This window comes from Nocardioides sp. Root1257, from assembly GCF_001425175.1.
GTDB lineage: Bacteria > Actinomycetota > Actinomycetes > Propionibacteriales > Nocardioidaceae > Nocardioides.
On sequence record NZ_LMDV01000009.1, the window covers coordinates 369,276 to 394,741 of the forward strand.

Below are 25,466 nucleotides of genomic sequence, written 5' to 3' on the forward strand. Positions count from 1 at the left end.
CCCGCAGACACGCCCCTACGCGTCGACGCCACGCACCGCCGCCGCGACCGCCTTGGGTACGTCGGGGTGGAAGACGCTCGGGATGATGAAGTTCGGGTTGAGCTCGTCGTCCTTGACGACGTGGGCGATCGCGTCGGCGGCGCGCAGCAGCATGTCGATGGTGACCTGGGAGGCGCGGGCGTCGAGCAGGCCCCGGAAGACGCCGGGGAAGGCCAGCACGTTGTTGATCTGGTTGGAGTAGTCCGAGCGCCCGCTCGCCACGACGGCGGCGTACTTGTCGGCCTCGGCCGGGTCGACCTCGGGGTCCGGGTTGGCGAGCGCGAAGACCACCGCGTCCGGCGCCATCTCCTGGATCCACTCGGGCTTCAGCACCCCGGGGGCGCTGACGCCGATGAAGACGTCGGCGCCGGCGAGCACGGTGTGCAGGTCGCCGGTGACCCGGCGCGGGTTGGTGACCGCGGCGAGCTGGGTGTGCATCGGCGACAACGAGTCGTCGTCGGACGAGAGGGCGCCCGACCGGTCGACGACCACGACGTCGGTCACCCCCGCCGCGAGCAGCAGGGTGACGATGGCGGTGCCGGCGGCGCCGCCGCCCGAGACCACGACCCGGACCGAGTCGAGCGACTTCTTCACCACGCGCAGCGCGTTGGTGAGGGCCGCGAGCACGACGATCGCCGTCCCGTGCTGGTCGTCGTGGAAGACCGGGATGTCGAGGCTCTCGCGCAGCCGAGCCTCGATCTCGAAGCACCGCGGCGCGGCGATGTCCTCGAGGTTGATGCCGCCGAAGCCGGGCGCGATCAGCTCGACCGCGCGCACGATCTCGTCGGTGTCCTGGGTGTCCAGGCAGATCGGCCAGGCGTCGATGTTGGCGAACCGCTTGAACAGCGCGGCCTTGCCCTCCATCACCGGCATCGCCGCGCCCGGACCGATGTTGCCGAGGCCGAGCACGGCGGAGCCGTCGGTGACCACGGCGACGGTGTTGCCCTTCGTCGTCAGCCGCCACACGTCCTCGGGGTGCTCGGCGATCGCCATGCTGACCCGCCCGACGCCGGGCGTGTAGGCCATCGACAGGTCGTCGCGGTTGCGCAGCGGGACCTTCGAGGTGACCTCGATCTTGCCGCCGAGGTGGAGAAGGAAGGTCCGGTCGCTGGTCTTGTAGACCTTCACGTCGTCCAGGGCGTCGACGGCCGCCTCCACCAGCGTCGCGTGGTCGGCGTCGCTCGCCGAGCAGGTCACGTCGACGACGAGCCGCTCGTGGCTGGACTCCGCCACGTCGATGGCGGTGACGATGCCACCGGCCTGGGCGATGGCCGTCGCGACCGCCCCGACGATCCCGTGGTCCGGCGCCGTGTGCAGGCGCATGGTGATCGAGTACGACGAGGTGGTGGCGGCCATGCCCCGACCCTCCCCCCGGCCCGCGGTTACCGGCAAGTCGCGACCGCCATACCTGCCATCACGCCGGGTCGCGGTGTGACGACCGCCACAAGTTTGCACTTCTGGATTTAAAGTGCAAGAATGCACTTCATGACCGAGAGTGCAACGAGCCTGCGTGAGCAGAAGAGGTGGGAGACCAGCCAGCGGATCACCCTCTGCGCCCAGGTGCTCACCGACGAGCACGGGCTCGACGGCTTCACCCTGGAGGAGCTGGCCGAGGCCGCCGAGGTCTCGCGCCGCACCCTCTTCAACTACTTCCCGAGCAAGCTCGACGCCGTTCTCGGCGAGCACCCCGAGATCAAGCCCGAGACCCTGGCGACGTTCATCGCCGGCGGACCGCACGGCGACCTGATCGAGGACCTCGCCGAGCTCGCCCGCGAGGCGCTCGCCGCGAAGGAGGCCGACCGCGGGTCGTTCGCCCGGGTCCGCCGCATCATGTCCGCCAACCCCCGCCTGCTCGCCGCCGCGCACGAGCGCTTCGAGCTGATCACCGAGGAGTTCACCCAGCTCCTGCTCGAGCGCGAGGGACCCGAGTTCGGGGCGACCCGCTCCCGCCTGCTGCTCCGCCTGCTGCTGGCCCTCTTCGACTCCGCTCTCTTCGAGCTGCTCGACGAGGACCAGCCCCGCACGCTCGCCGAGATCTTCGACAGCCTGCTCGCCTCCGCGCGCGAGCTCTTCGCCTGACCTTCCACCCACCCACCCACAGGAAGCCCACACCCATGGCCACCCTGCTCCACCGACTCGGCAAGACCGCCTACCGGCGCTGGCCGTTCTTCATCGCCGGCTGGCTGGTGCTGCTCATCGCAGTCATCACCGTCGCCGCCGGCTTCTCCAAGCCCATGAGCGACGCGTTCACCATCCCGGGCATCCCGTCCGAGAAGGCCGCCGACCTCCAGTCCGAGCTCTTCCCGGGCTCCGCCGACGCCCTCGACGAGGCCTCGGTCACCGTCGTCGTCGCCGCACCGAAGGGTCACACGCTCGACGAGCCGACGTACACGAAGGCCGTCGACACCCTGGTCACCGATCTCAGCGACCTGCCGCAGATGGCGGCCGACGCCCCCATCGCGAACCCGGTCGAGGCCGCCTCGACCCAGACGCAGCAGATCCTCGACGCCGCGGAGCAGAGCGGTACGCCGCCGTCCGAGGCGCGCGCCAACGCACAGGCCCTCTCCCCGCTGTCGAAGGACGGCCGGGTCGGCACCATCAGCTTCACCTTCGACGTCGACAGCGTCGCCGACGTCGAGCCCGCGACCATCGACGCCCTCACCGACGTCATGGACCAGGCCCGCGACGCCGGCCTGACGGTCGAGGCCAACGGCTCCGGCTCGCAGACCCAGGAGATGGGCGGCGGCGCCTCCGAGCTCATCGGCATCGCGATCGCGCTCGTCGTCCTGCTGCTCACCTTCGGCTCGTTCGTGGCCGCCGGGCTCCCGATCCTCAGCGCCGTCTTCGGCCTCGGGGTGGGTCTCACCGGCATCACGGCCCTGACCGCCTTCATGGACGTCAGCTCCAGCACCACGATCCTCGCGACGATGATCGGCCTCGCGGTCGGCATCGACTACACGCTCTTCATCCTGGCCCGCTACCGCACCGAACTGCACCACACCGACGACCGCGAGGAAGCGGTCGGCATCGCCGTGGGTACGGCGGGCTCGGCGGTCGTGTTCGCCGGCCTGACCGTGCTGATCGCGCTGTCGGCGCTCTCCGTCGTCGGCATCCCGTTCCTCACCGCCATGGGCCTCGCGGCTGCGGCGACGGTGCTCATCGCCGTCCTGGTCGCCCTGACCCTGCTCCCGGCCATCCTCGGCATGCTCAAGTCGAAGGCCTTCGGCGGCAGCGTCCGTCGCTACCAGCCGAAGCGCGACGAGGACGGCCGGATCCTCAACAACGGCGTGCGGTGGGCCCGCTTCGTCGGCAAGCGGCCGGTCGCGCTCGCGCTGCTGGTCGTCGTCGGCCTCGGCGCGCTCGCCATCCCGCTCAAGGACCTGCACCTCGCGTTCCCGACCGACAGCACCGCGTCGACCGACACCACGCAGCGCAAGGCCTCCGACCTGATGTCCGACGCGTTCGGCTCCGGAAGCCTCGGCCCGCTGCTCGCGGTCGTCGACGGCCGGGACATCGCGGACGACGACGCCCGCGGCGAGGCCTTCCAGGACGTCGCCGACTGGGCGAGCAGCCAGGACGACGTCGCCAACGCCCAGGTGGTCGCCACCAACGCCGTCCGCGACGCGGACGGCAAGGTGACCACGCCGGCCACCGGTGCGCTCGTGCAGATCACGCCGTCCTCTGGTCCGGACGACACCGCGACGGAGGGCCTGCTGAAGGACCTCCGGGACGGCCAGTCCACGATCCAGCAGCAGACCGGCACCGACATCGGGATCACGGGTCAGACCGCGATCCAGACCGACGTGTCCGAGCGGCTCAGCGACGCGCTGCCGATCTACCTGGCCATCGTGATCGGGCTGGCGTTCATCCTGCTGATGATCGTGTTCCGCTCGATCCTGGTGCCGCTGACGGCGACCGTCGGGTTCCTGTTCAGCGTGCTCGCCACGCTGGGCGCGACGGTGCTGATCTTCCAGGAGGGCACCTTCGGCCTGATGGAGGGCCAGCCGATCGTGAGCTTCATGCCGATCTTCCTGATCGGCGTGGTCTTCGGGCTGGCCATGGACTACCAGGTCTTCCTGGTCTCGCGGATGCGCGAGGCGCACGTGCACGGCATGTCGACCCGTGAGGCGGTCGTCGACGGGTTCCGCAACAGCGCCCGCGTCGTCACCGCGGCGGCGACGATCATGACCGCCGTGTTCGCGGCGTTCATGCTCCAGGACGACGCGATCGCCAAGTCGATGGGCTTCGCCCTGGCGGCGGCCGTGGTCTTCGACGCCTTCATCGTCCGGATGGTGCTGATCCCGGCGCTGCTCTACCTCCTCGGCGAGAAGGCCTGGTGGCTGCCGACCTGGCTCGACCGGATCCTGCCGAACGTCGACGTCGAGGGCGAGAAGCTCCAGCGTGCGCACCTGATCGGTCGCCCGCTCGAGGAGGACATGGCAGAGCTCGACGACGAGGAGTCGGTGCGGGTCTGACCCCACCTGCGCGGGGGCGAACCGGTCCGGTCGACATGACCAGACCAGTTCGCCCCCGAAGTCGTTGAAAACTGCACACGAACCCGCCGGAACCAGCACACTGGGCAGGCTGGGCCGAGTTCGGGCATAGGGGGGCTCCAGCGAGTTTCACCGTTCGGGCGGTGCTGAGCAGGGGGGGCCTGCCCACATGCACGGTGTTCTGGCGCGCGCGCGTCGACGTCCGTCTCTCATCCACGTCGTCGTCCTGAGCCTGGTCGGCAGCACGCTCGCGCTCGGCGCGACCCTGGCCGTCTCGGCCCCGGCCTCGGCCGCGCCGCCGGTCTCGACGCCGGCCGTGCAGCTCACCGGCGGTCCCGCGGCCTCCGTGCTCTACGGGCGCGACGTCCCGGTCTCCCTCACGGCGTCGCTGCCGGCCGGGGAGCCGAAGGGCTACAACCTCGCCTACCGCTTCGCCCTCCCCGCGGGCACGTCGTACGTCGGCGGCTCGGCCGGCACCGAGGCCGGTGAGCCGACGGTCATCGCGAACGCCCCGACCACCGGCCGGACCACCCTGATCTGGCCGAACACCTACGACCTGGTGGCCAACGCGAGCCACACGCTGGCCTTCGAGATCCACTACAACGACACCGGCTCGGCCGGTACCCCGCGCTACGACGTCGGCGACCCCCTGCCGATCGACATGGGCGTCTACCTCTCGACCGACCCCCGCGACGAGGCCGACTTCTCCGCCCTCGGGATCCCGCAGCCCGGCACCGACAGCTACTCCGGCTTTGCCGAGAAGTCGACGAGCACGCAGCTGACCGCGATCGACATCGAGAAGTCCGAGCCGCACCCCGAGGGCGAGATCCCGCGCGGCGTCCACGACCACCAGACCGTCTACACCCTCACGCTCACCAACAACGACGTGAACCCGACCACCGGCGTCACCGTCGACGACTACCTGCCCGCCGGCCTGGAGTTCCTGGGCTGCGCAGGCACCAACGACCACAGCGCCGCCGAGGAGTACGCCGGCTCAGGCCCGATCGTCGTCACGCAGCCGACCACGGACTGCGTCGACCCGGTGCTCGTCGAGACCGTCCAGACCGACCCCGACGGCTCGGGCCCGCTCACGACCGGCGTCTACACGCACGTGCGTTGGACCCACCCGGGCACCTTCGCGGCCGGCGAGGTCAAGAGGATCCGGTACGCCGCGGCGATCCCGATCCGTGAGAACACCCTGACCTGGCCCGGCGCCACGCCCGCCACGACCGGTGCCCAGACCGCGAACCTGGACAACAACTCCGGACCGGAGACGTACGACGAGCAGCCCCTGCTCAACGGCGCCATCGCCGCCGGCAGCTACCAGTCCCCCGCGACCGGCCCGAAGGCCGTCACCGACGAGGGCACGCTGCTGCGCACGGCCGAGGACATCGCGATCCAGAAGTCCAACGACAACGGCGGCCTCCAGCAGGGCGACCTGACCAGGTGGACCGTGGACCTGCAGGTCTCGGAGTACCGCTACGTGGACCACGTCGTCATCCGCGACACCGTGCCCAACGGCCTGTGCCCGCTCGGGACGACGAACCTGACGACGGGCAACAGCGCGAGCGACGCGGAGTGCGCCCCGACGGCGGGCAAGCTGCCGAGCCAGCCGTACACGTCGGTCGACGAGCAGTCGAACGGCACCTTCGCGATCGTCTGGGACGAGTCGACCTTCCCCGCCCTGGCGCACCTCGCGCCGAGCGCCACCCGGCAGCTGACCTTCTGGACGCGCACCCGCGCCAGCTACCAGTCCGCCTTCGCCGACAGCACCCCGGTGCTCTCCAAGGACGCCGTCGCCAACAACATCGCGACCGAGGGCGTCGACTGGGTCCGCTGCGCCCCGGCCGACCCGAGCTGTGCCGGCACCGGGGCCAAGATCGACCACGACGAGACCGACGGCGAGCTCGACTTCGACGTCTCCCAGTCGGGCAAGGCCGCTGAGGGCCCGTCGATCCTCAAGCAGGTCGCGGCGACGTACCCCGCCAGCGGGAGCTGCAACGACCTCGCGGCCGCCGACTACGGCAAGACCGTCCCGGTCTACGGCCCCGGCGACCTCGTCTGCTGGAAGCTCCGGCTGGTCTTCCCGACCCACCTCGACACCTACAGCCAGGACGTCTTCGACGTGCTGCCCCACTCGCTCAGCTACGTGCCGGGCACGTGGGCCGCGACGGCCAACAACGACGTCCCGCTCGGCGCGTTCGACGACACGGCCGACGACACGGACGGCCGGCTGAGCTGGAAGATCGGCGCCGGTGACACCGACGTCGACACCGGCGGTCAGGTCTTCGAGGTCACCTTCAAGTCCATCGTGGGCTCCCCGCTCGGCCACCACTCCGGCGACGTCGAGGGCAACCTGCAGAAGTTCTCGTACCAGAACACCGCCGGCAAGGCCTTCACGCTCCGCGACAAGGTCGACTTCGCCCTCAAGCTCCCCGAGCTCGGCGTCACCAAGGCCGCCGACGACGACGAGGTCGAGGCCGGGCAGGCCGTCCACTACACGCTCGGGGTCGCGAACTCCGGCACGGCGCCCGCCGACGACGCCCGGGTCTGGGACGTGCTGCCCTCCGGCATCACCTGCGCGGACGTCGGCAGCATCAGCGACGGCGGCACCTGCGCCACCGGTCGGATCACGTGGTCCGGGATCGACGTCGCGGCCGCCGCGACGAAGAACCTGACCTACACCCTGACCGTCCCGTCCGACGTCAGCCCGGGCGTGACCTACACGAACAACGTCGGCGTCGTCGAGTGGCGCTACGTCGGCAACGGCGGGACGTCGTACCAGCTGGTCCCGGCGAACACGACCGTCAAGGACCCCTCGCTCCCGGCCCCCAACATGCCGGCGGCCGAGGCGACGGAGTCGATCCACACCCGCGACGCGGCCATGCTGAAGTCTCGGACCACCTCGGTGACCGAGTCCGGCAACACCGCGGCGCAGGCGACCATCGGGGAGGTCGTGACCTACACCGTCACGACGACGATCCCGAAGAACACGACGGTGTACGGCGCCACGGTGTCTGACCCGCTGGGTAGCAAGCAGACCCTGGTGCCGGGCAGCCTGTGCGTCAACGGCTGCACGCTCGACGGCGCACCGTTCGTGCCGACGGAGTCGCCGGCGAACACCGTGCGCGCCACCCTGCCGTCGACGTACGCCGCGCCGGTCGCCACTGACGGCGTCCTCGTGCTGACCTTCCAGGCCACGGTGCTCGACGTCGCGGCCAACTACCGCGGCCAGTCGCTGGGCAACACCGCGACGCTGACGTACACCGACCAGGACGGTAGCGCGCACACCCGGTCCGGCTCGGTCGGCACGACGATCACCGAGCCGTCCATCACGGCCAGCAAGACCAACGGCGGCTCGACCGTCGTCTCCCCCGGTGAGACCAAGGCGTTCACGGTCTCGGTGAGCAACTCGAGCGCGGCCAACGTCTCCACCGCGCACGACCTGGTCGTCGTCGACACCGTCCCTGCGGGCACCGAGCCGGTGACCCTCAACGACGGCGGCGTCTGGAACGCCTCCGCGCGCACGATCACCTGGACCCTCGCCACTCTGGCCCCCGGGGCGACGAAGTCCTTCACCTACACGGTGCAGGTCGAGAGCCCGGCGGTCGGAGGAACGCCGTACACGAACACCGTGCTCGCGACGTCGACGAGCCTCCCGACCGCCCCGGGCGTGCGGTCCCCGTCGTCCACGGCCCCCACCGCCGGCGACTACGACGCGACCGCGCAGCGGACGCTGACGGTGGTCCTGCCCGGCGTCACCAAGAGCGTCGACAAGGCCACGGCGACCGTCGGCAGCGCCCTCACCTGGACCGTCGGGGTGACCGTCCCGCCGAACGTCCGCTACTGGGACACGACCGTCGTCGACACCATCCCGGACGGCCTCGTCTTCGACGGGTACGGCGCCATCACGTGCACCGCCGGCTGCCCCGGCACCGACCCGGCCGTCAGCACCTTCCCGGTGACGACGAGCGGCACCAGCCAGCAGGCCGCCTGGTTCCTGGGCGACCTCGCCCCGGCGCCGCAGCAGCGGACCTACACGCTGGTGCTGAAGGGCCACGTGCTCGCGACCAAGCGCGGCGGCGGCGCCGTCACCGCGCCGGTCTCCTACACCAACCAGGCACGGGTGCGCACCAACCGCACCGACACCCTCCCGGCCGCCCCGGCGACCGTTGCGACGTCGTACTCCGACACCGCCGGCCCGGCGAGCGCGACCACTGCGGTGCGGGAGCCGGCCCTGACCATCGCGAAGTCGGCCGACAAGGGCCCGTACGTCGAGGGCGGCGACGCCGTCACCTACACGGTGAAGGTGACCAACACCGGCGCCTGGCCGGCGTACGACGTGACCGTCACCGACCAGCCCGACAGCGAGCTGACCGACGTGGTCCTGGCGACCGGCGCAGCCCAGAGCACCGACGGCTGGACCGCCGGCGACCCGGACCTGGCCTGGTTCGTCCCGGGCCCGATCGCGGCCGGCGCGAGCGTCACCTTCACGTACACGGCGAAGGTGAAGCCGGCGACCGCGCTCACCGGCGGCGACCAGGTCAAGAACACCGCCGCGGTCCCGACCTACTGGGGGGCGTCGAGCACGGAGCGCACGGCGGACGCCGGCAACCCGTGGCGGCAGTACACCGGTCCGCAGTCGACCGTCACCCTGACGTTCGCGAAGCCGGACCTGTCGATCGTCAAGACGCCCGACAACGGCGCCGCGACGGCCGGCGAGGACGCGACGTTCACGATCAAGGTCACCAACACGGACGCGCACGCGACCGCGCACGGCGTCGTGCTGCACGACGTCCTGCCCGCCGGGCTCACCTACGTCAGCAGCTCGCCCGGCGGGACGGCGTCGGGCTCGACGATCGACTGGACGCTCGGCAACCTGGCGCCCGGCGGCTCGACGACCATCACCGTCGTCGTGCACGTCGGCTCCGGCGTCGCGACCGGCACGACGCTGACCAACACGGCGTCCACGCACGCCGACGAGGTGCCGACCGACAAGACCGACACCGGCTCGCTGGTGGTCGGGACCAAGACGGACCTGACGGTCACCAAGACGGCGTCGAAGAGCACGGTCGTGGCCGGCGAGGAGCTCACCTACACGCTGACCACCACCAACGTGGGGCCCTCCGACGCGCTCGCCTCGACCCTGACGGACACGCTGCCGTCGTACCTGCACCTGGTCTCGCTCGACGACCCGACGCGGTGCACCACGGCCGGCCAGACGATCACCTGCTCCTACGGGACGCTCAACCCCGGCGACACCCGCACGGTGCACGTGACCGTCCAGGTCGACCCGGCCCGGACGAGCCCGGCGACCAACGCCGCCGACGTCACCACGACGACCCCGGACACGCAGCCGAGCAACAACCATGCGCAGGTGACCGTCCCGGTCACCTCGGTCGCGGACCTGTCGATCGTCAAGACGGTGAACGGGACGGACTTCGAGGGCGGCGACACCGTCACCTACACCCTCGTCGTGCGCAACGACGGACCCTCGACGGCCCAGAGCGCCACCGTCACCGACCCGCTCCCGAGCGGGGTCACGTTCGTGTCGGTGAGCCCGGCGGCCTGCGCGCAGGCGTCCGGGACCGTCACGTGCGCGTTCGGCTCGCTGGCTCCCGGCGCCGTGCGCACGGTGACGATCACGACCAAGGCCAAGGGCACCCCGGCGGTCCCGGCCACCGACACCCACGACCACCAGCTCGACGTGTCCAAGGTCGAGCAGTACGTCTCGCTGCGGCCCGGCGAGACCCGGACCCAGGACCTCAGCTGCGCCGGAGGTGCCACCATGACCGACGGCGCCGTCGAGGTCATGAGCGTCGACCAGGGCACCGGCACCAAGGCGGACGTCGTCGTCGGCCAGGCCCGGTCCACGGCGCTCCCGACGTACCACTTCGTCGTCAGCAACACGACCACCGGACAGGCGCAGGTGAAGCTCTTCGGCACCTGCGTCGCGGCGCAGACGACCGTGGTCGACGGGCACGCGCACCCGATCACCGTGGGCTCGCTCCAGACGGTCGCGACCGGCACCCTCGCGGTCGGCCGCCACGACGTCACGATCCCCGTCGCGGCCGGCGCTCGCGGCGTCGCGCCCGGCGTCGAGGTCACCAGCGGCGCGGCCCGCCTGGTCGCGTCGGAGCCGGTGTCGGGCGGCTGGAGGTTCACGCTCGACGTGACGAGCCCGGCCGAGGCGACCCTCTCCCTCCGCGGCCTGCAGACCCGGACCGCGGCCGGCGGCTCGCCCGCGCACCAGCACGACCTGACGTTCCAGCACGTCGTCCGCGTGGTGTCGGTGCCCGACGGCGAGAGCGTGCAGCGGGTGTCGTGCGCGGACGGCTACAAGGGCATCGTCGCGACGTACGACGTGCCGGTCGGCGTCCTGGTGCTCGGGCACGAGCCCCAGCCGATCAACCGGGACTTCCGGCTGCTCAACACCACCGGGCACTCCGTCGACGTGACGCTCGACCTCGAGTGCCTCGCGATCCGGACCGGCCCCGCGCTCTCCGACTCGCTGACGCTCACCAACACGGCGACCGTCGCGTCGAGCACCTTCGACCCCGACCTGGCGGACAACTCCGACACCGTCACCGCGGGCCTCACGGTGGCCACCGGGACGGCCGGGGTCGCGGCGCACGCCTCGCCGATGGCCTCGACGCTGTCGGTCGGCAGCAAGGGCAGGGCGGCGACGGTGACCCTCCGGTGCTCGGCCACGGCCGACGTCTGCACCGGCACGCTGCGGCTGACGGCCAAGGTCGCCAAGCCCGGCCACCGCGCACACCGGGTCGTGATCGGCACCCGGACCTACCGGCTCCACTCCGGTGCCCGGGTGACGGTCGACATCTTGGTCAAGCACCGCTACCACCGCGCCATCCGGCACGGCTGGGTGCGGGGCTACCGCCTCAGGTAGCCCTCGGACGCACGCTCGCGACCGCCGTCAGGTGGCGAGCGTGCGCTCCAGGTCGCCCGCGATCTTCTCGGGCTTGGTGGTCGGCGCGTAGCGCGCGATGACGCGGCCGTCGCGACCGACCAGGAACTTGGTGAAGTTCCACTTCACCTTGTCGCTCCCCAGCAGGCCCCGCTTCTCCGACCGCAGCCACCGGAAGAGTGGGTGCGCGTCGTCGCCGTTCACGTCGATCTTGGAGAACAGCGGGAAGGTGACCCCGAAGTTGCGCTCGCAGAAGCCCTGGATCTCGGCCTCGTCCCCCGGCTCCTGGTGACCGAACTGGTCGCACGGGAAGCCGAGCACCGAGAAGCCTCGGCCCGCGAAGTCGTCCTGGAGCTTCTGGAGGCCCTGGTACTGCGGTGTGAACCCGCACTGCGAGGCGGTGTTGACGATCAGCACCACCTCGCCGTCGTACGCCGAGAGGTCGACCTCGGCACCGTCGATGCCGGTGGCCGTGAAGTCCGCGAGTGTCGTCATGCCGGCAGCCTCCCCCCGTGGGTCTCCGCGAATCCCTGGACTGCGTGGCCTGGACCACGTTTCGGCGTCGGTCCGGGCGGACACCTTCTGGGCATGACGGTCGAGTCCGAGGTGATGGTCGCGTTGATGACGTTCGTCCTGCTCGCGCCCACGTTGATGGTCGCGGTGCTCGTGTCCGGGCTCTCCCGTCGCGGCGGCGTCGCCTCAGACGAGTCGGGCGCGCACCTGGGCGACCTGCTGGTAGCCGACGGGATTGACGTGGCCGTCCAGGAAGACCAGCACCGAACGGCCGCCTAGCTCCAGGACGACCTGCCCCGGCTCGAGGGCGCTCACCTCGCCGCGGATGAGATAGGTCTGGCCCTCGATCCGGTCCAGCGCGACACCGTCCCCGCCCCGCTCGACGTCCTCGACCGCGATCGCCCGCAGCTGCGGGCGACGGCGCCCGCCGACCTTCCAGAGCAGCAGGGCCGTCACGAGCAGCAGCGCGTCGGCGATCAGGGTCATCACCAGGATCGCGTGGTTCTCCACCTGCCCGTCCGCGACGTACGCCGACGGGTCGTCCTTCAGGACCCGCACCTGCAGCTCACCCGTCGACACGGCGCGGTCGTACGCCGCCGGCTCGAGGTCGGCCTGCCCGGTGCGCTGGTCGGGATCGACCGACTTCGGGAACGTGAAGGACACCAGGTGCTGACCGCCGACCGTGCGGTGCTCGACGACGGTCGCCTGCACGTCGACGCCGGAGCGCTGGACCCGCTGGTCGATGATGGTGCTGTGCACCAACGGCAGGTTGACCAGCACCGCCGCCACCACGAGCACCAGGATGTACCGGGTCTTCCGCTTCACGCGGCCGAGTATCCCTCCTACTGGAGGGTCGCGGTGAGGCGCATCAGGTTGTCGACGTACCGCTGGCCGCGAGTGCGCGCCCGCCACACGTCCAGGGTGAGCTCGGTCGACAGGGACCGGTAGGTGTCCTGCACCCGCTCCAGCCCGGCGACGACCTCGGCACCCGTCATCATCATCACGACCTCGTAGTTGAGGGCGAACGAGCGCATGTCCATGTTGCTCGACCCGACGACCGCGACCCGGTCATCGACCGTGAAGTGCTTGGCGTGCAGCACGTACGGCTCCGGGTAGAGCCAGATCCGTACGCCGGCGGTCAGCAGCGCCTCGTAGTAGGAGCGCTGCGCGTGGGCCACCATGAACTGGTCGGCGGTCGCGCCGACGAACAGCTCGACCTCGACGCCGCGCTGGGCCGCGGTCGTGATCGCGTAGAGCAGCGAGTCGTCCGGCACGAAGTAGGGGCTGGTCAGCGACAGCCGGCGCTCGGCCGAGTAGAGCATGCTCGTGAACAGCCGCAGGTTGTTCTCCGTCGTGAAGCCGGGACCGCTGGGGACCACCTGCACGCCGACGCCCGTGATCGCTCCCGGGCGGACCGGCTCGTCCACGGGTGGGGGCACCGCGCCCACGACCTCCCGCAGGTCCTCCCCGGTCTCGGTGAACCAGTCGGTCGCGAAGACGACGTTGAGCTCCTGCACCACCGGACCCTCGAGGCGGGCCATCAGCTCGACCCAGGCCCGGCCGAGCTTCTGGTTCTTCGGCTTGTCGTAGCAGGCCTCGATCAGGTTCTGCGAGCCGCTGAACGCGACGCGGCCGTCCACCACGAGGATCTTGCGGTGGTTGCGCAGGTCCGGTCGCCGGACCTCGCCCTTCAGCGGCCGGATCGGCAGCATCGGCGCCCACTGGATCCCGGTGCCCTCGAGCTTCCTCAGCATGTCCTTGTAGACGGGGATGCCCTTGGAGCCGATGTGGTCGAAGAGGAACCGCACCGCGACCCCGCGCTCGACGGCCCGCACCAGCTCCTCGAAGAACGGGGCGGTCACCTCGTCCCAGGCCGAGATGTAGAACTGCACGTGCACGTAGTCCTCGGCGGTCGCGACGTCGCGGGCCATCGCCTCGACGCACGCGACGTAGTCGTCGATCAGCTCGACGCTGTTGTCGAACGTCATCGGCAGCACGCCGAGCTCCCGGTTGAGACGCGCGAAGCCCTGCACCAGTGGCGCGAGCGCGGCCTGGCGCTCGGCGTCCGCGATGTCGTTGAGCGGGACCCGCGCCATGATCGCGGCGTTGACCTCCTCCTGCTGGGCGCGTCGCTTGCGGCCCACGCTGGTGCGCCCGAAGAGCAGGAACACCAGGAACCCGAAGAGCGGCACGGCGAGGATCAGCAGCAGCCACGCCATCGCGGTCTGCGGACGTCGACCGCCGGGCAGCACCAGAAGTGCGCCGAGGATGATCGCGATGTTGACGGCGACCAGGATGGCGCTGATGGCGGCGCCCGGAGAGGAGAGCGCCACGGTCATCGCTGCATCGCCCCCTCCTCGTGCCCGGCCGCAGACGCCGCCGTGTGCCTGCACCCTAGGGAGCCGCCCGGGCAGCAGCGTCACCCGAGACGGGTGAGCCGCCCCGGGTGCCGGGTGAGCACGATGGCCCGAGGGGAGCGCTCCCCGCACCAGGAGGGGTACGACGTGTCGATGTCCAGCATCTCGTCGCGACCGGCGCTGCCGCGCGGCGTGCTCGTGCTCGTCGGGTTCGCTGCCGCCGTCGTCACGATCGCCGGCCTGAAGGCCTCGGCCGACATCCTGGCGCCCGCATTCCTGGCCCTCGTGCTGACCGTGGTCGCCCACCCCCTGCGTCGCTGGCTGGACCGGTGGATGCCGTCCTGGGCCGCCTCGCTCGTCTGCATCGTCGTCGTCTACCTGCTGATCGTCGCCTTCGCCCTGGCCGTCGTCGTCTCGGTCGCCCGCTTCGCGACGCTGCTGCCGGCGTACACCGACGAGTTCCAGCAGCGGATCGACGACCTCACCGGCTGGCTGTCCGACTTCGGGGTCAAGACGGCGCAGATCGAGGACGTCTCGTCGTCCTTCGACCTCGGCCAGCTCAGCGGCTTCATCGGGTCACTGCTGTCGGAGCTGATGGGCCTGGTGTCGAACCTGTTCTTCATCCTCGCGCTCGTGCTCTTCATGACGATGGACGGCGGCTCCTTCCCGCGACAGCTCGAGCGGGCCCGGCAGGCGCGCCCGCTGGTGGTCGAGGCGATCTCGGAGTTCGCCCACGGCACCCGGCGCTACCTCCTGGTGGCGACCGTCTTCGGCCTGATCGTCGCGGTGCTCGACACCATCGCGCTCGAAATCATCGGCGTACCCGCCCCGGTGCTGTGGGGCCTGCTGGCCTTCATCACCAACTACATCCCCAACATCGGCTTCGTGATCGGCCTGATCCCGCCGGCCATCCTCGGTCTGCTCGAGGGCGGGCCGTCGATGATGATCACGGTGATCGTCGTCTACTGCGTGCTCAACGTGGTGATCCAGACGGTGATCCAGCCGAAGGTCGTCGGCGATGCTGTCGGCCTGTCCACCACGCTGTCCTTCGTCTCCCTGGTGTTCTGGACCTGGGTGATCGGCCCGCTCGGCGCCCTGCTGGCCATCCCGCTGACGCTGCTCGCCAAGGCCCTGCTGGTCGACATCGACCCGAACCTGCGCTGGCTGCGCCCCTTGATCTCGAACAAGGACGACGACGAGCTCGAGACCGGACCGCCGGCGGCCGCCGAGTCGTGACCGGGGAGCTCGACCCGGACGGGGACGCGCTGGCCCGCATCTCGCGTGGTCCGGCGGAGCGCAGCCGGGCCCTGATGTCCCGGTGGGTCGGTGAGCTGAAGCCGCATCGAGGGCAGTTGCGCAGCGACGTGGTCGCGGGCCTGCCAGGTGCCATCAGCAGCGTCCCCGACGGCATGGCGTCCAGCCTGCTCGCCGGCGTGGGGCCGGCGCACGGCCTCTATGCCTCCTTCGCTGGCCCGATCGCCGGCGGGCTGAGCTCCAGCACCCGCCTGATGGTCATCACGACCACCAGCGCGGCGGCGCTCGCTGCCGGCTCCACGCTGGCCGACGTACCGGCGACCGACCGGTCGGACGCGATGCTCTGGCTCACCCTGATGGCGGGTGGCCTGATGGTGCTGGCCGCCGTGGCCGGGCTCGCCCGCTACATCCGGTTCGTCTCGTACTCCGTGATGCTGGGCTTCCTCACCGGCGTCGCGGTGAACATGGTGCTCGGGCAGCTCTCCGACCTGCTCGGCGCCGACAACGACGGTGGCGTCGCGGTCCAGAAGGCGTGGTACGTCGTCACGCACCCGTCCGGGGTCGACCCGGCGACGACAGCGGCGGGTCTCTCCGCCCTGCTGATCCTGGTGCTACTCGCGCGCACCCGGCTGGCCGTGTTCAGCTCACTGGTCGCGCTGCTGGTGCCCACCGTCGCCGTGTGGGTGGCGGGTGTCGACGATGTCACCCTCGTGAAGGACAACGGCGAGCTGCCGCACGGTGTCCCGCTGCCCGGGATGCCGTCCCTCGACGCGTTCAGCTTCCCGCTGGTGGTCGGGGCACTCGCTGTAGCGGCGATCGTCCTGGTGCAGGGTGCCGGCGTCGCCGAGGCGATGCCCAACCCGGACGGCAGCCGCTCGTCGACCCGTCGCGACTTCACCGCACAGGGACTCGGCAACCTCGCCTCCGGCTTCTTCGGCGGCCAGGTGGTCGGCGGCTCCGTCGGCCAGTCCGCGCTCAACGTCACGGCTGGCGCCCGCTCCCGATGGGCGGCGATCCTCTCCGGCATCTGGATGCTGGCGATCCTGCTGGTGTTCTCGGGCCTGGTCGGCGAGGTCGTGATGGCCACCCTCGCCGCCGTGCTGGTGTACGCCGGCTGGGGCACGATCCACCCGCGGGAGATCTGGTCGGTGGCCCGCGCCGGCACCATCCCTGCCGTCGCGATGACCGGGACCTTCCTCGCGGTGCTCGTGCTGCCGGTCGCCGAGGCGGTCGGCGTCGGGGTGGTCGCCTCCCTCGTCATGCAGCTCAACCAGGAGTCGCTCGACCTCCGGCTGGTGCGCCTCCGCCTCGACGCCCAGGGCCGACTGGTCGAGCAGCCGCTGCCGGAGGAGCTCGGACCGTTCGACGTCGTGGTCGTCGACGTCTACGGCTCGCTGTTCTTCGCCGGCACGCGCACCCTCCAGCGCCGGCTCCCGGCACCGAGCGCCACCACGCGGGCAGCCACCGGCAGCGGGCGCAGCGGCCCCGTCGTGATCCTCCGGCTGCGCGGACGGACCACCCTGGGCGCGACGTTCCTCAAGGTCGTCGGCGACTACGCCCATCAGCTCGCCGCCGTCGGGGGTGAGCTCTACCTCTCCGGCGTCGACCGCCGGCTGGTGCGCAGGTGGGACGACGACGGCCTCAGCGAGTCACTCGGGAACGTGCGGGTCTTCGAGGCCACGCCGGTGGTCGGCGAGTCGACTCGCATCGCGGTCGAGCTGGGCCGGACGCACCGGGTATCGGCCTCAGTCCGGGATGGTGACGACCTCGACGACCCCGATGCCCAGTGAGCTCAGGAGGTTCAGCACGCCCTGGAGCTCCTCCTGATCGGTCATCTCACCGGTCAGGGTGGTCGTCGCCGGCTGGGTGCGCGCGACCAGGTGGGGGAACGCCCCGCTGAGCTCGTCGCTCAGCTCGGCATCGACGCGGATCAGCATCCTGGTCATCGTCGCCCGTCACACTCCTCGTCCTGAGTGCCTGCGCACGAGGTCCCGAATCCCTCGGCCGGGCCCGTCACCCGGCGGCCCGCCCGGCCCTACCCTCCGACGGTAGGTCGTGGCTCGACCCCCCGCCTCACCGGAAAAGGGCGAGGCGTCCCGCGGCCGGGACGGGTTCCCTGGACGGGTGACCGTCGCCGCCCCGTCCGACCCCTCCGGTTGGCGGGACCTGGTCGGGCCCTCCTTCCGCGGCTTCCGACCGTCGTGGCTGCGCGGCGACCTGGTGGCCGGCCTGACCGTGTGGGCGGTGCTGATCCCCGAGTCGCTGGCGTACGCCGGGATCGCCGGCGTGCCGGCCGTCGTCGGTCTCTACGCCACGGTTCCGGCGCTGCTCCTCTACGCCCTGGTCGGTAGCTCGCGGCACCTCGTCGTCGCGCCGATGTCGGCGACCGCGGCCCTGTCCGCGGGGGTCGTCGGCGACTTCCACGCGGACCCGGGGCAGTACCTCGCCCTGACGACGGCGCTGGCGATCGCCGTCGGGCTGGCGGCCGTCGTGGCGGGACTGTGCCGACTGGGCTTCCTGGCCTCGTTCATCTCGGAGCCGGTGCTGAAGGGCTTCATCATCGGGCTGGCGCTGACGATCATCGTCGGCCAGCTGCCGGCGCTGATCGGCGTCGAGAAGGGCGGCGGCAGCTTCTTCGAGAAGGCCTGGACGGTGCTCGGCAACGTGCCCGACCTCGACCCGCTCACCACGGCGGTCGGCGTCGGCAGCCTGGTCCTCCTGCTCGTGCTCCGGCGCTGGCTGTCGGCCGTGCCCGGCTCACTCGTGGTCGCCCTCGGCGGCATCGCGCTGGTCTGGGTCCTCGGCCTCGACGATCACGGACTCGCGATCGTCGGCACCATCGACTCGGGACTGCCCGACTTCGGACTGCCCGACGTGTCGGGCGACGACTTCCTCGACCTGCTCGCCGTGTCGGTCGGCGTGATGCTGGTCGGGTTCGCCGAGGGGCTGGGCGCGGCCAAGACCTACGCCGCCCGGGCCGGGTACGAGGTGGACGCCAACCGGGAGCTGCTCGGCCTCGGCGCCGCCAACCTCGGGTCCGGGCTGTCGGGCGGCATGGTCGTCAACGGCAGCCTGTCGAAGACCGCCGTCAACGGAGGAGCCGGGGCGCGGTCGCAGGTCTCGGGCCTGACCGCCGCCGCGCTCACGGTGGTGACGCTGCTCTTCCTCACCGGGCTGTTCGAGAAGCTGCCCGAGGCCTCCCTGGCGGCGATCGTCATCGGCGCCGTGATCGAGCTGGTCGACATCGACGCGCTGCGTCGGCTGTGGCGTGCGGCGGCCGGACCGCTGGTGGCGATGGCGCCGTACACCCGGCGCGCCGACTTCCTCGCCGCCGTCACCGCGCTCGCAGGCGTGCTGGTCTTCGACACGCTGCCGGGCCTGGTCATCGGGATCGGGGTCTCGCTGATGCTCCTGATCGCCCGGACCGCGAGACCCAACGTCGCCGTCCTCGTCCGGGCCGCGGACCCCGCCGACCCGGACCGCTCGATCTGGATCGACCAGCGCCGCAACCCCGGCACGAGCCCACCCGCCGGGGTGCTCGTCGCGCGGGTCGAGGGCCCGCTGACCTTCACCGACGCCGACTTCGTGCGGGACCGGATCCGGGTGCTCGCCGCGGAGTCCGCGGCCACCACGGTCGTCCTGGACGCCGAGACCGTGCCCGGCGTCGACGTGACCGCCGCGGCGATGCTCGACCAGCTGTTCCACGACCTCCGCCAGGACGGGGTCGCCTTCGGCATCGCCCAGGGCGTCGGCCAGGTCCGCGACGTGCTCGGCGCGGCTGGCGAGCCCAGCGGCCCACCGGTCTTCCCGCGGATCGACGACGCCATCGCCCACCTCACGTCCGGGGACGACGGTTTCACGCAGAACGGGTGAGGATGACCCCGGCGACACCGGCGACCGTGGGGACATGGCGACCTTGACGGTGTGGCAGTTCGACACCTTCGACGGCGCCGGCCGGGCGGCCCTCGCCCTCGACCGAACGTCTCGCGCCGACACGATCGCGATCCAGGACGCGGCCCTGATCCACTGGGCGAACGCGGACCGGAAGCCACGCACCCGTCACCTGGCGTGCGGGCTCACGTCCGCGCCGCTCGACGACGGGTTCTGGGGACTCCTCTTCGGCCTGGTCTTCTACGTGCCCCTCCTCGGGGCCGCGATGGGTGCGGCGACCGGCGCGCGGAGCAGCGGCCTGGCCGACGTCGGCATCGACGACCACTTCATGAACCGGGTGCGCGACCGGGTCACGCCGGGCACCTCGGCGCTCTTCCTGCTGACCCCGGCGCCGGTCGCCGACGCGGTCCGGGACGTCCTCGGCGACGACTCCTGTCCCGAGCCGATCAGCACCGATCTCGACGCCGCCCAGGAGACCGCGCTGCGCACCGTGTTCATGGACTGACGGGCACTCCCGGCGCGAACCGGGTTGAATGTCTCTCGACACGACGTACAGCTCGGTGGGAGGGCCGGCGTCGAGGAGGGCGGGAGATGGCTTCCGGGCAGCACGGACACCGCGGGAACGGAGCGCGCCCGTACGCGTCGCCCACCCCCCGACCGCCGGAGCTCTTCGTCCCCCGCCCCCGCGTCGACGAGTTCCTGGACGGCGTCCCGGTGACGCCGGTCAACCTGGTGGTGGCGCCCGCCGGCTCGGGGAAGACCGCCGCCGCGGCCGCGTGGTCCGACCGCGTCGGTCGGGGCCGCCGACCGCTCCGCGTCGCCTGGGTCCGCGGCGACCAGACCACCGCCATCGGCGCCCAGGTCGAGGCGATGCGCTGCCCGGAGCAGCCGGAGGGACCCGTTGTCGTCGTCATCGACGACGTCCACCTGCTGGCACCCGAGTCGCGCGAGCTGCTCACTGCGATCCTGACCGCGGACCCCGACTCGGTGCGCCTCCTGCTCATCGGTCGCCACGAGCCCGACCTGGTGCCGATCTCGGCCGCCCTCACCGGAGCCGTGCGAGCACTTCCGGTGGACGTGCTCCGCTTCGCCGAGACCGAGGCCGTCGAGCTGGTCCGGGCGCACCACCCGCGGGCCGACGCCGACGACGTGGCAGCCGTCCTCGAGCAGGCCGACGGCTGGGCCGCCGCCCTGGTGCTCGGCTCGCGCGCGCTCGCCGGGTCGTCCGACACCGCCGACGCCCGGGCGGCCCTCGCGGCGACCCGCCAGCCGGTGCTCGACTACCTGCTCCACGAGCTCTACGAGACCCTGCCGCCGGATCTCACCCGGGTGCTGCTGACCACCTGCCAGCAGGCGCACGTCTCCGCGGACGAGGCGGTGCTGCTCTCCGGGCTGCCGGAGGCCGCGACGCTGCTGGACTCGGCGGCCGCCGCCGGCCTGCTCGTCACCGGCTACCGCGACGCGGCCGACCCCGGGACCACCGGATGGCGCTACCACCCGCTGCTCCGCGACCTGCTGCGACGCCGGACCGCGCCCACCGGACCCGACTGGGTGACGGTCGTCGAGGCGCACCGACGCGCGACCGAGGCGTACGTCGACCGTCGGGACGCCGAGCGGGCGATCCGGCACGCGGCGCTGACCGGCGACCTCGACCTCCAGCTGCGGGTGCTGCGCAGCTTCGCCTCCGAGCTGATCACCCAGCGGCGTACCGAGGAGCTCGACGCGGTGCTGGCGGGGATCCCCCTCGAGATCCGCTCCCGGCACCCCGACCTGCTCGTCGTGCAGGCGATGCTCCTGCGTGCCCAGGGTCGCATCGACGCGGCGAAGGCGACCACCGACCGGGTGCTCGCCCTCGACGCGCGCGACCTGCGCGAGCCGGTGCCACGCGACACCGAGGCCCAGCTCGCGCTGCTCGAGGTCTGGCAGGCGCGCTACGGCTGGCGTGAGGCAGGCCCCGCCCTGGCCCGGGCCGGCCGGGTGCTGGGCTGCCGCCACGATGCCGAGGTCAGCGCGCACGACCTGGTGGGGCTCTCGCCGATGTCCGCCGCGTGGCTCACGTTGGAGATGGCGTACTTCGAGACGTGGCTCGGCGAGTTCGAGCTCGCGGCCATCCACATCCAGGACGTCACGATGTACGCCCAGCAGGTCGAGCTCCCGCTGCTGACCCGGTCGACCCTGGCGGGACGCGCCATGCTCGAGACGGTCCACGGCGCCTACCAGAGCGCCCGGCTCACCGCCGAGGCTGCGCTGCTGATCGATCCCGAGGCGGTCCCCGACGCCGCCAGCGCCCGGATCCACCTGGCGCGGGGATGGGCGTTCCTCCAGGAGCTGCGGCTGCCCGAGGCGGAGGACGCGGTGCGCGCCTTCCACTCGACGCCCAGCGGCGTGATGGACCCGCTCATGCTGTCCTTCGGCCGGCTGCTGCGCGCGTGCGTCCTGGCAGCCTCGGGTGGTGCCGCGGAGGCGCGCCGTCTCCTGGACACCCGCGGCGACGTGCCCCAGCGGCTGCCGCACTACATCGGCAGGCTCGACCGGCAGGCCCGGATGCTGATCTCGGTCGGCATGGGCGACCTCGCCACCGTCGAGGAGCTCGGGGCCCAGATGCGGGGTGCCGGGGACGAGTCCGACGCCCGGCTGACGGAGGCCCTGCGCATCGGGCTGGGGGGCGAGGAGCCGCGTGCGGTTCGCCTGCTCTCCTCGATGCTCCCGGACACGCTGGGCGAGCCGGTCGCCGTGAGCCTCGGCGCCGCGGTCGCCCGCGCCGCGATGCTGCAGCGGGTCGGTACGACGGGGTCGGTCCAGGCTGCCCGCGAGCTGGTGCCGGACCTGCTCAGCCGCGCCGCTCCGCAGCGCCTGCTGTGGATCCTCGCCTTCGGCAACCTGATCAGCCCGGGCTTCGGCGAGATGCTCGCCGCGAACGCCGCCGGCCCGAGGCCGCACCCGTACGCCGCCGAGGCGACCGCGGGGATCGGCGCGCTGCGCCGCTCGTACCCGGAGATCGGGCGGCACCGCGACCTGCCGTTCGGCCCCGACGACGCGTCGGCGCCGCTCACCCCGCGCGAGCTCGAGGTGCTCGAGCAGCTCGCGCTCGGCGGCGGCAACGCCGACCTGGCCCGGGCTCTCTTCGTCAGCGAGAACACCGTGAAGACCCACCTGGCATCCATCTACCGCAAGCTCGAGGTCGACCGCCGGGTCGACGCGCTGCGGGTGGCGCGCGCGCACGGCCTGCTCTGAGGGTGACTGCCCCGCGCGGTGTATGTCATCCCACCCTCACCCTGGCTGGGTGAGGCGAGGCACCGGGGCGCGCAATACTGTCCTGAGTCCGGCGACGGGCGGCCGGCAGATGCCGGCCGCGCCGAGACGAGGCAGGCGCCTGATGTCCACACCGATGTCGAAGAGGGAGCAGCGGGGGTCGACCGCGCGCATCGGGCAGCTGCCGGCCCTTCCCCGGGCCTACGTCCCGCGCCACCGACTCTGGTCCCGGCTGGACGACGCCACCGAGACGGCGGTCACCCTGCTGGTCGGTCCGGGCGGCTCCGGCAAGACCCTCGGCATCGCCGGCTGGCTGCGCCGCACCGGACGGGCGGCCGACACCACCTGGATCTCTGCCGACGCCACCTGGGACACCGAGCGTCTGCTGACCCAGCTGGCGCGGCGTACGGACGACCGGCCGGTGCTGGTGGTCGTCGACGACGCCCACCGCCTGCCGCTCGCGACGGTCCAGGCCGTCGATGCACTCCTCGACACCGCGCCCGACGCGTTCCGGGTGGTGCTCGCCTCCCGCTGGGACCTGCCGCTGACGCGCCTGGGACCCGAGCTGCGCGGCGACCTGACGATGCTGCGCGGCGACCTCCTGCGGCTCGACGCGAGCGAGTCCGGCGCCCTGGTCGCGGCCCACGCGCGGACCGATGACGTCGAGGTCGCGCGGGCGATCGCGCAGCGGACCCAGGGGTGGTGCGCCGCGGTCGTCCTCACGGCCCGGGCGGTCGGCGCGGCGCCGGACCCGCTCGAGGTCGCCCGGCGGTACGCCGAGGTCAGCACCTCCGTCGCCGATCGCGTAGCGAGCGAGGTATTCGCGGCGCTGCGCCCGCGCGAGCGGCACCTGCTCCTCTGCGTCGCGAGCGAGCCGGTGGTCACCCCCGGCCTCGCCTGTCACCTGTCGCACGACGTCGGCGCCGGCGCCGTCCTGGCCGACCTCGAGACCACCGGGCTGCTCGTCACCCGCGTGTCGGCGCACGACCACGACTGCGGCTCCGAGGACGGTGAGCGCTACACGATCCACCCGCTGCTCGCGGAGGTCGTCCGCCGACGGATCTCCTCCGGCGGGGTCGACGTGATGCGCGCCGCCGCCACCGTGCAGCGTGCGGTGCTCCTCGATGTCGGTCGAGGCGCGACCGAGGACGCCCTGCACCGGCTCGAGGCGATCGGCGAGCACGCCGTGGCGGCCGCCCTGATCGCCAGCGACGGGCCCAGCCTGCTGCTGCGCGGGCACGGTGGCCCGGTCCGCGAGTTCGCTGCCGCGCACCCCTCCGCGATCGAGGTGGCCCCGGGGTCGTGGTTCGCGGTCGCCCTCGAGCGATGGTTCGCGGGCGACGCGCCCGCTGCCCTGCTGTGGCTCGAACGGATCCTGCAGGAGCCCCAGCCCGACACCGAGCTCACCGTGGTCCAGCAGGCGTGCGCGCGGGTGATGCGCTCGCGTCTCGGGCTGGAGCCCATGGGCCGCGCGGTCGCGCACGCCCAGCGGGTCGTCGCCGACCCCGAGCTGACGGCGGCGGGCACCTCCGCCCTACCGATCCTGCTGTGCGAGCTCGCCGTCACCCAGAACTGGACGGGCGACCTGGACACCGCGCAGGAGAACCTCGCCGCCGCCGTCCGGCTCAGCCGCACCCACGACCTGCCCGTGCTCACCGTCGTCGCCCTCTCCCACCTCGCGTTCACGGAGTACATGCGGGGTCGCGAGAGCGCCGCGGCCGAGGTCGCCGACCAGGCGCTGGCCCTGATCGCGGAGCGCGAGCTCGACGCGCCGTACTCCGCAGGCCGGGCGCGGCTGGCCCGCCAGCTCGCGGAGCTCAGCGGGCTGCCGCTCGAGCGCGGCGTGCGCGCGCTGGAGGACGACCCGCTCGCCAGCCACGCGGCCGACCTCACGACGCGCTTCTGGGTCCGCACGCGCCGCTCACGCCTGCAGCTCGCGCACGGCTCGGTGTCGTCCGCCGAGCTGGCGCTCGAGGTGCCGCTCGAAACGCCGCCGCTCCCCGCCCACCTGGCCGTCGCGCTCCTGCTGGAGCGGGCCTTCCTCGCCAGCCTGTCCGGCGACGCCGCTCTGCTCGGGCAGCTCCACGACCAGCTGACGGAGATCGGCGCCGCCGCCGAGTCCGCCCTGGTCGCCGGGCTGCGCGCCGACCTCGCCGGCGACCGGCGCTCCGCGGTCCGGCTGCTCGACCTGGCGGCCGAGGGACCTGCCACCGAGCAGCCGGCGGTGCGCGGGCTCGCCCTGGTGACCTCCGCCCAGCTGGCCGACTCGCTCGGCGACGGGGAGCGGGCGATGTCGCTGCTCGGCGAGGCCGTGCTCGCGACCAAGGTCCGCCACAACGCCGTCCCGTTCCTGGGCTGGAGCCGACACGGCACCCCGGTGGCCGACCTGGTCCAGCGTCTCGCCGAGACCAGCCGGGACCCGTGGCTGGGCGACCTCGATGCGAACCTCTCGGGCCTGTCCAGCATCGCGACGTACTTCGGCCCCTCCACGCCGCACCCCCGGGAGCGTGAGGACCTCCCGGACGGCGCGATCCGACCGACGCTGAGCCCCCGAGAGCGCGACGTGCTCTACGAGCTGGCCCGCGGCTCGACGTACGCCGACATCGCGGCGAACCTCTTCGTCTCCGAGAACACGGTCAAGACCCACGTCTCGAGCCTCTACGCCAAGCTCGCGGTCAACCGGCGCAGCGCCGCCCTGGCCGCCGCCCGCACCATGCGGCTGCTCTAGCCGCGTCCTCGGAC

Annotated in this window: 14 protein-coding genes; 9 read left to right on the top strand and 5 right to left on the bottom strand. The window is 72.2% G+C overall.

Annotated elements, in window-relative coordinates:
* Positions 1-15: 15 nt before the first annotated feature.
* On the bottom strand, positions 16-1,395 hold the full coding sequence (locus ASC77_RS16040; protein ID WP_056155091.1) for an NAD-dependent malic enzyme: 1,380 nt from the start codon (positions 1,393-1,395) through the stop codon (positions 16-18).
* Between the two features lie 129 nt (positions 1,396-1,524).
* Here ASC77_RS16040 and ASC77_RS27260 point away from each other — a divergent pair, with 129 nt between their 5' ends.
* The 3 genes from ASC77_RS27260 to ASC77_RS16055 all read left to right on the top strand — a co-directional run bounded on the left by ASC77_RS27260 (position 1,525) and on the right by ASC77_RS16055 (position 11,439).
* Positions 1,525-2,118: a TetR/AcrR family transcriptional regulator gene (locus ASC77_RS27260; protein WP_200945009.1), complete on the top strand. Its 594-nt coding sequence runs from the start codon at positions 1,525-1,527 to the stop codon at positions 2,116-2,118.
* A gap of 35 nt (positions 2,119-2,153) precedes the next feature.
* On the top strand, positions 2,154-4,514 hold the full coding sequence (locus ASC77_RS16050; protein ID WP_056155096.1) for an MMPL family transporter: 2,361 nt from the start codon (positions 2,154-2,156) through the stop codon (positions 4,512-4,514).
* A 187-nt stretch (positions 4,515-4,701) separates the two neighbouring features.
* Complete coding sequence (locus ASC77_RS16055; RefSeq protein ID WP_056155097.1) at positions 4,702-11,439, top strand: isopeptide-forming domain-containing fimbrial protein; 6,738 nt, start codon at positions 4,702-4,704, stop codon at positions 11,437-11,439.
* Positions 11,440-11,466: 27 nt separating this feature from the next.
* Here ASC77_RS16055 and ASC77_RS16060 read toward each other — a convergent pair whose 3' ends face one another.
* The 3 genes from ASC77_RS16060 to cls form a co-directional block, all read right to left on the bottom strand.
* On the bottom strand, positions 11,467-11,952 hold the full coding sequence (locus ASC77_RS16060; protein ID WP_056155100.1) for a glutathione peroxidase: 486 nt from the start codon (positions 11,950-11,952) through the stop codon (positions 11,467-11,469).
* Positions 11,953-12,156: 204 nt separating this feature from the next.
* Positions 12,157-12,795, bottom strand: a complete 639-nt coding sequence (locus ASC77_RS16065) for a hypothetical protein (protein WP_056155102.1) — start codon at positions 12,793-12,795, stop codon at positions 12,157-12,159.
* Between the two features lie 17 nt (positions 12,796-12,812).
* The gene (gene cls / locus ASC77_RS16070) at positions 12,813-14,309 is read right to left on the bottom strand and encodes a cardiolipin synthase (RefSeq protein WP_056155104.1); all 1,497 of its coding nucleotides are present in this window, start codon (positions 14,307-14,309) and stop codon (positions 12,813-12,815) included.
* 123 nt (positions 14,310-14,432) lie between these two features.
* On the opposite strand from cls, the gene ASC77_RS16075 reads away from it, so the two are divergent.
* Together ASC77_RS16075 and ASC77_RS16080 are read left to right on the top strand one after the other, a co-directional pair.
* Positions 14,433-15,563 carry an AI-2E family transporter gene (locus ASC77_RS16075; protein WP_235547739.1) on the top strand — a complete coding sequence of 377 codons (1,131 nt, stop codon included), beginning with the start codon at positions 14,433-14,435 and terminating at the stop codon, positions 15,561-15,563.
* On the top strand, positions 15,560-17,371 hold the full coding sequence (locus ASC77_RS16080) for a SulP family inorganic anion transporter (protein WP_235547712.1): 1,812 nt from the start codon (positions 15,560-15,562) through the stop codon (positions 17,369-17,371). Before ASC77_RS16075 ends, ASC77_RS16080 begins: the two co-directional genes overlap by 4 nt.
* Here ASC77_RS16080 and ASC77_RS16085 read toward each other — a convergent pair.
* Entirely contained in the window at positions 17,327-17,527 is a 201-nt protein-coding gene (locus ASC77_RS16085; protein WP_156391128.1) for a hypothetical protein, read from the bottom strand. The two genes, ASC77_RS16080 and ASC77_RS16085, sit on opposite strands and share 45 nt — an antisense overlap.
* A 178-nt stretch (positions 17,528-17,705) precedes the next feature.
* Between ASC77_RS16085 and ASC77_RS16090 the strand changes: the two genes are divergently transcribed.
* The 4 genes from ASC77_RS16090 (at position 17,706) to ASC77_RS27500 (ending at position 25,452) form a co-directional block, all read left to right on the top strand.
* Positions 17,706-19,454, top strand: coding sequence for a SulP family inorganic anion transporter (locus ASC77_RS16090; protein WP_235547713.1), 1,749 nt, complete (start codon positions 17,706-17,708; stop codon positions 19,452-19,454).
* Positions 19,455-19,488: 34 nt separating this feature from the next.
* Entirely contained in the window at positions 19,489-19,977 is a 489-nt protein-coding gene (locus ASC77_RS16095) for a DUF1269 domain-containing protein (RefSeq protein ID WP_056155110.1), read from the top strand.
* A gap of 86 nt (positions 19,978-20,063) precedes the next feature.
* Positions 20,064-22,706 (top strand): LuxR C-terminal-related transcriptional regulator, encoded by a 2,643-nt coding sequence (locus ASC77_RS27495; protein WP_056155113.1) that lies wholly within the window; start codon positions 20,064-20,066, stop codon positions 22,704-22,706.
* Between the two features lie 142 nt (positions 22,707-22,848).
* Positions 22,849-25,452, top strand: a complete 2,604-nt coding sequence (locus ASC77_RS27500) for a LuxR C-terminal-related transcriptional regulator (RefSeq protein WP_235547714.1) — start codon at positions 22,849-22,851, stop codon at positions 25,450-25,452.
* The last annotated feature ends 14 nt before the right edge of the window (positions 25,453-25,466 follow it).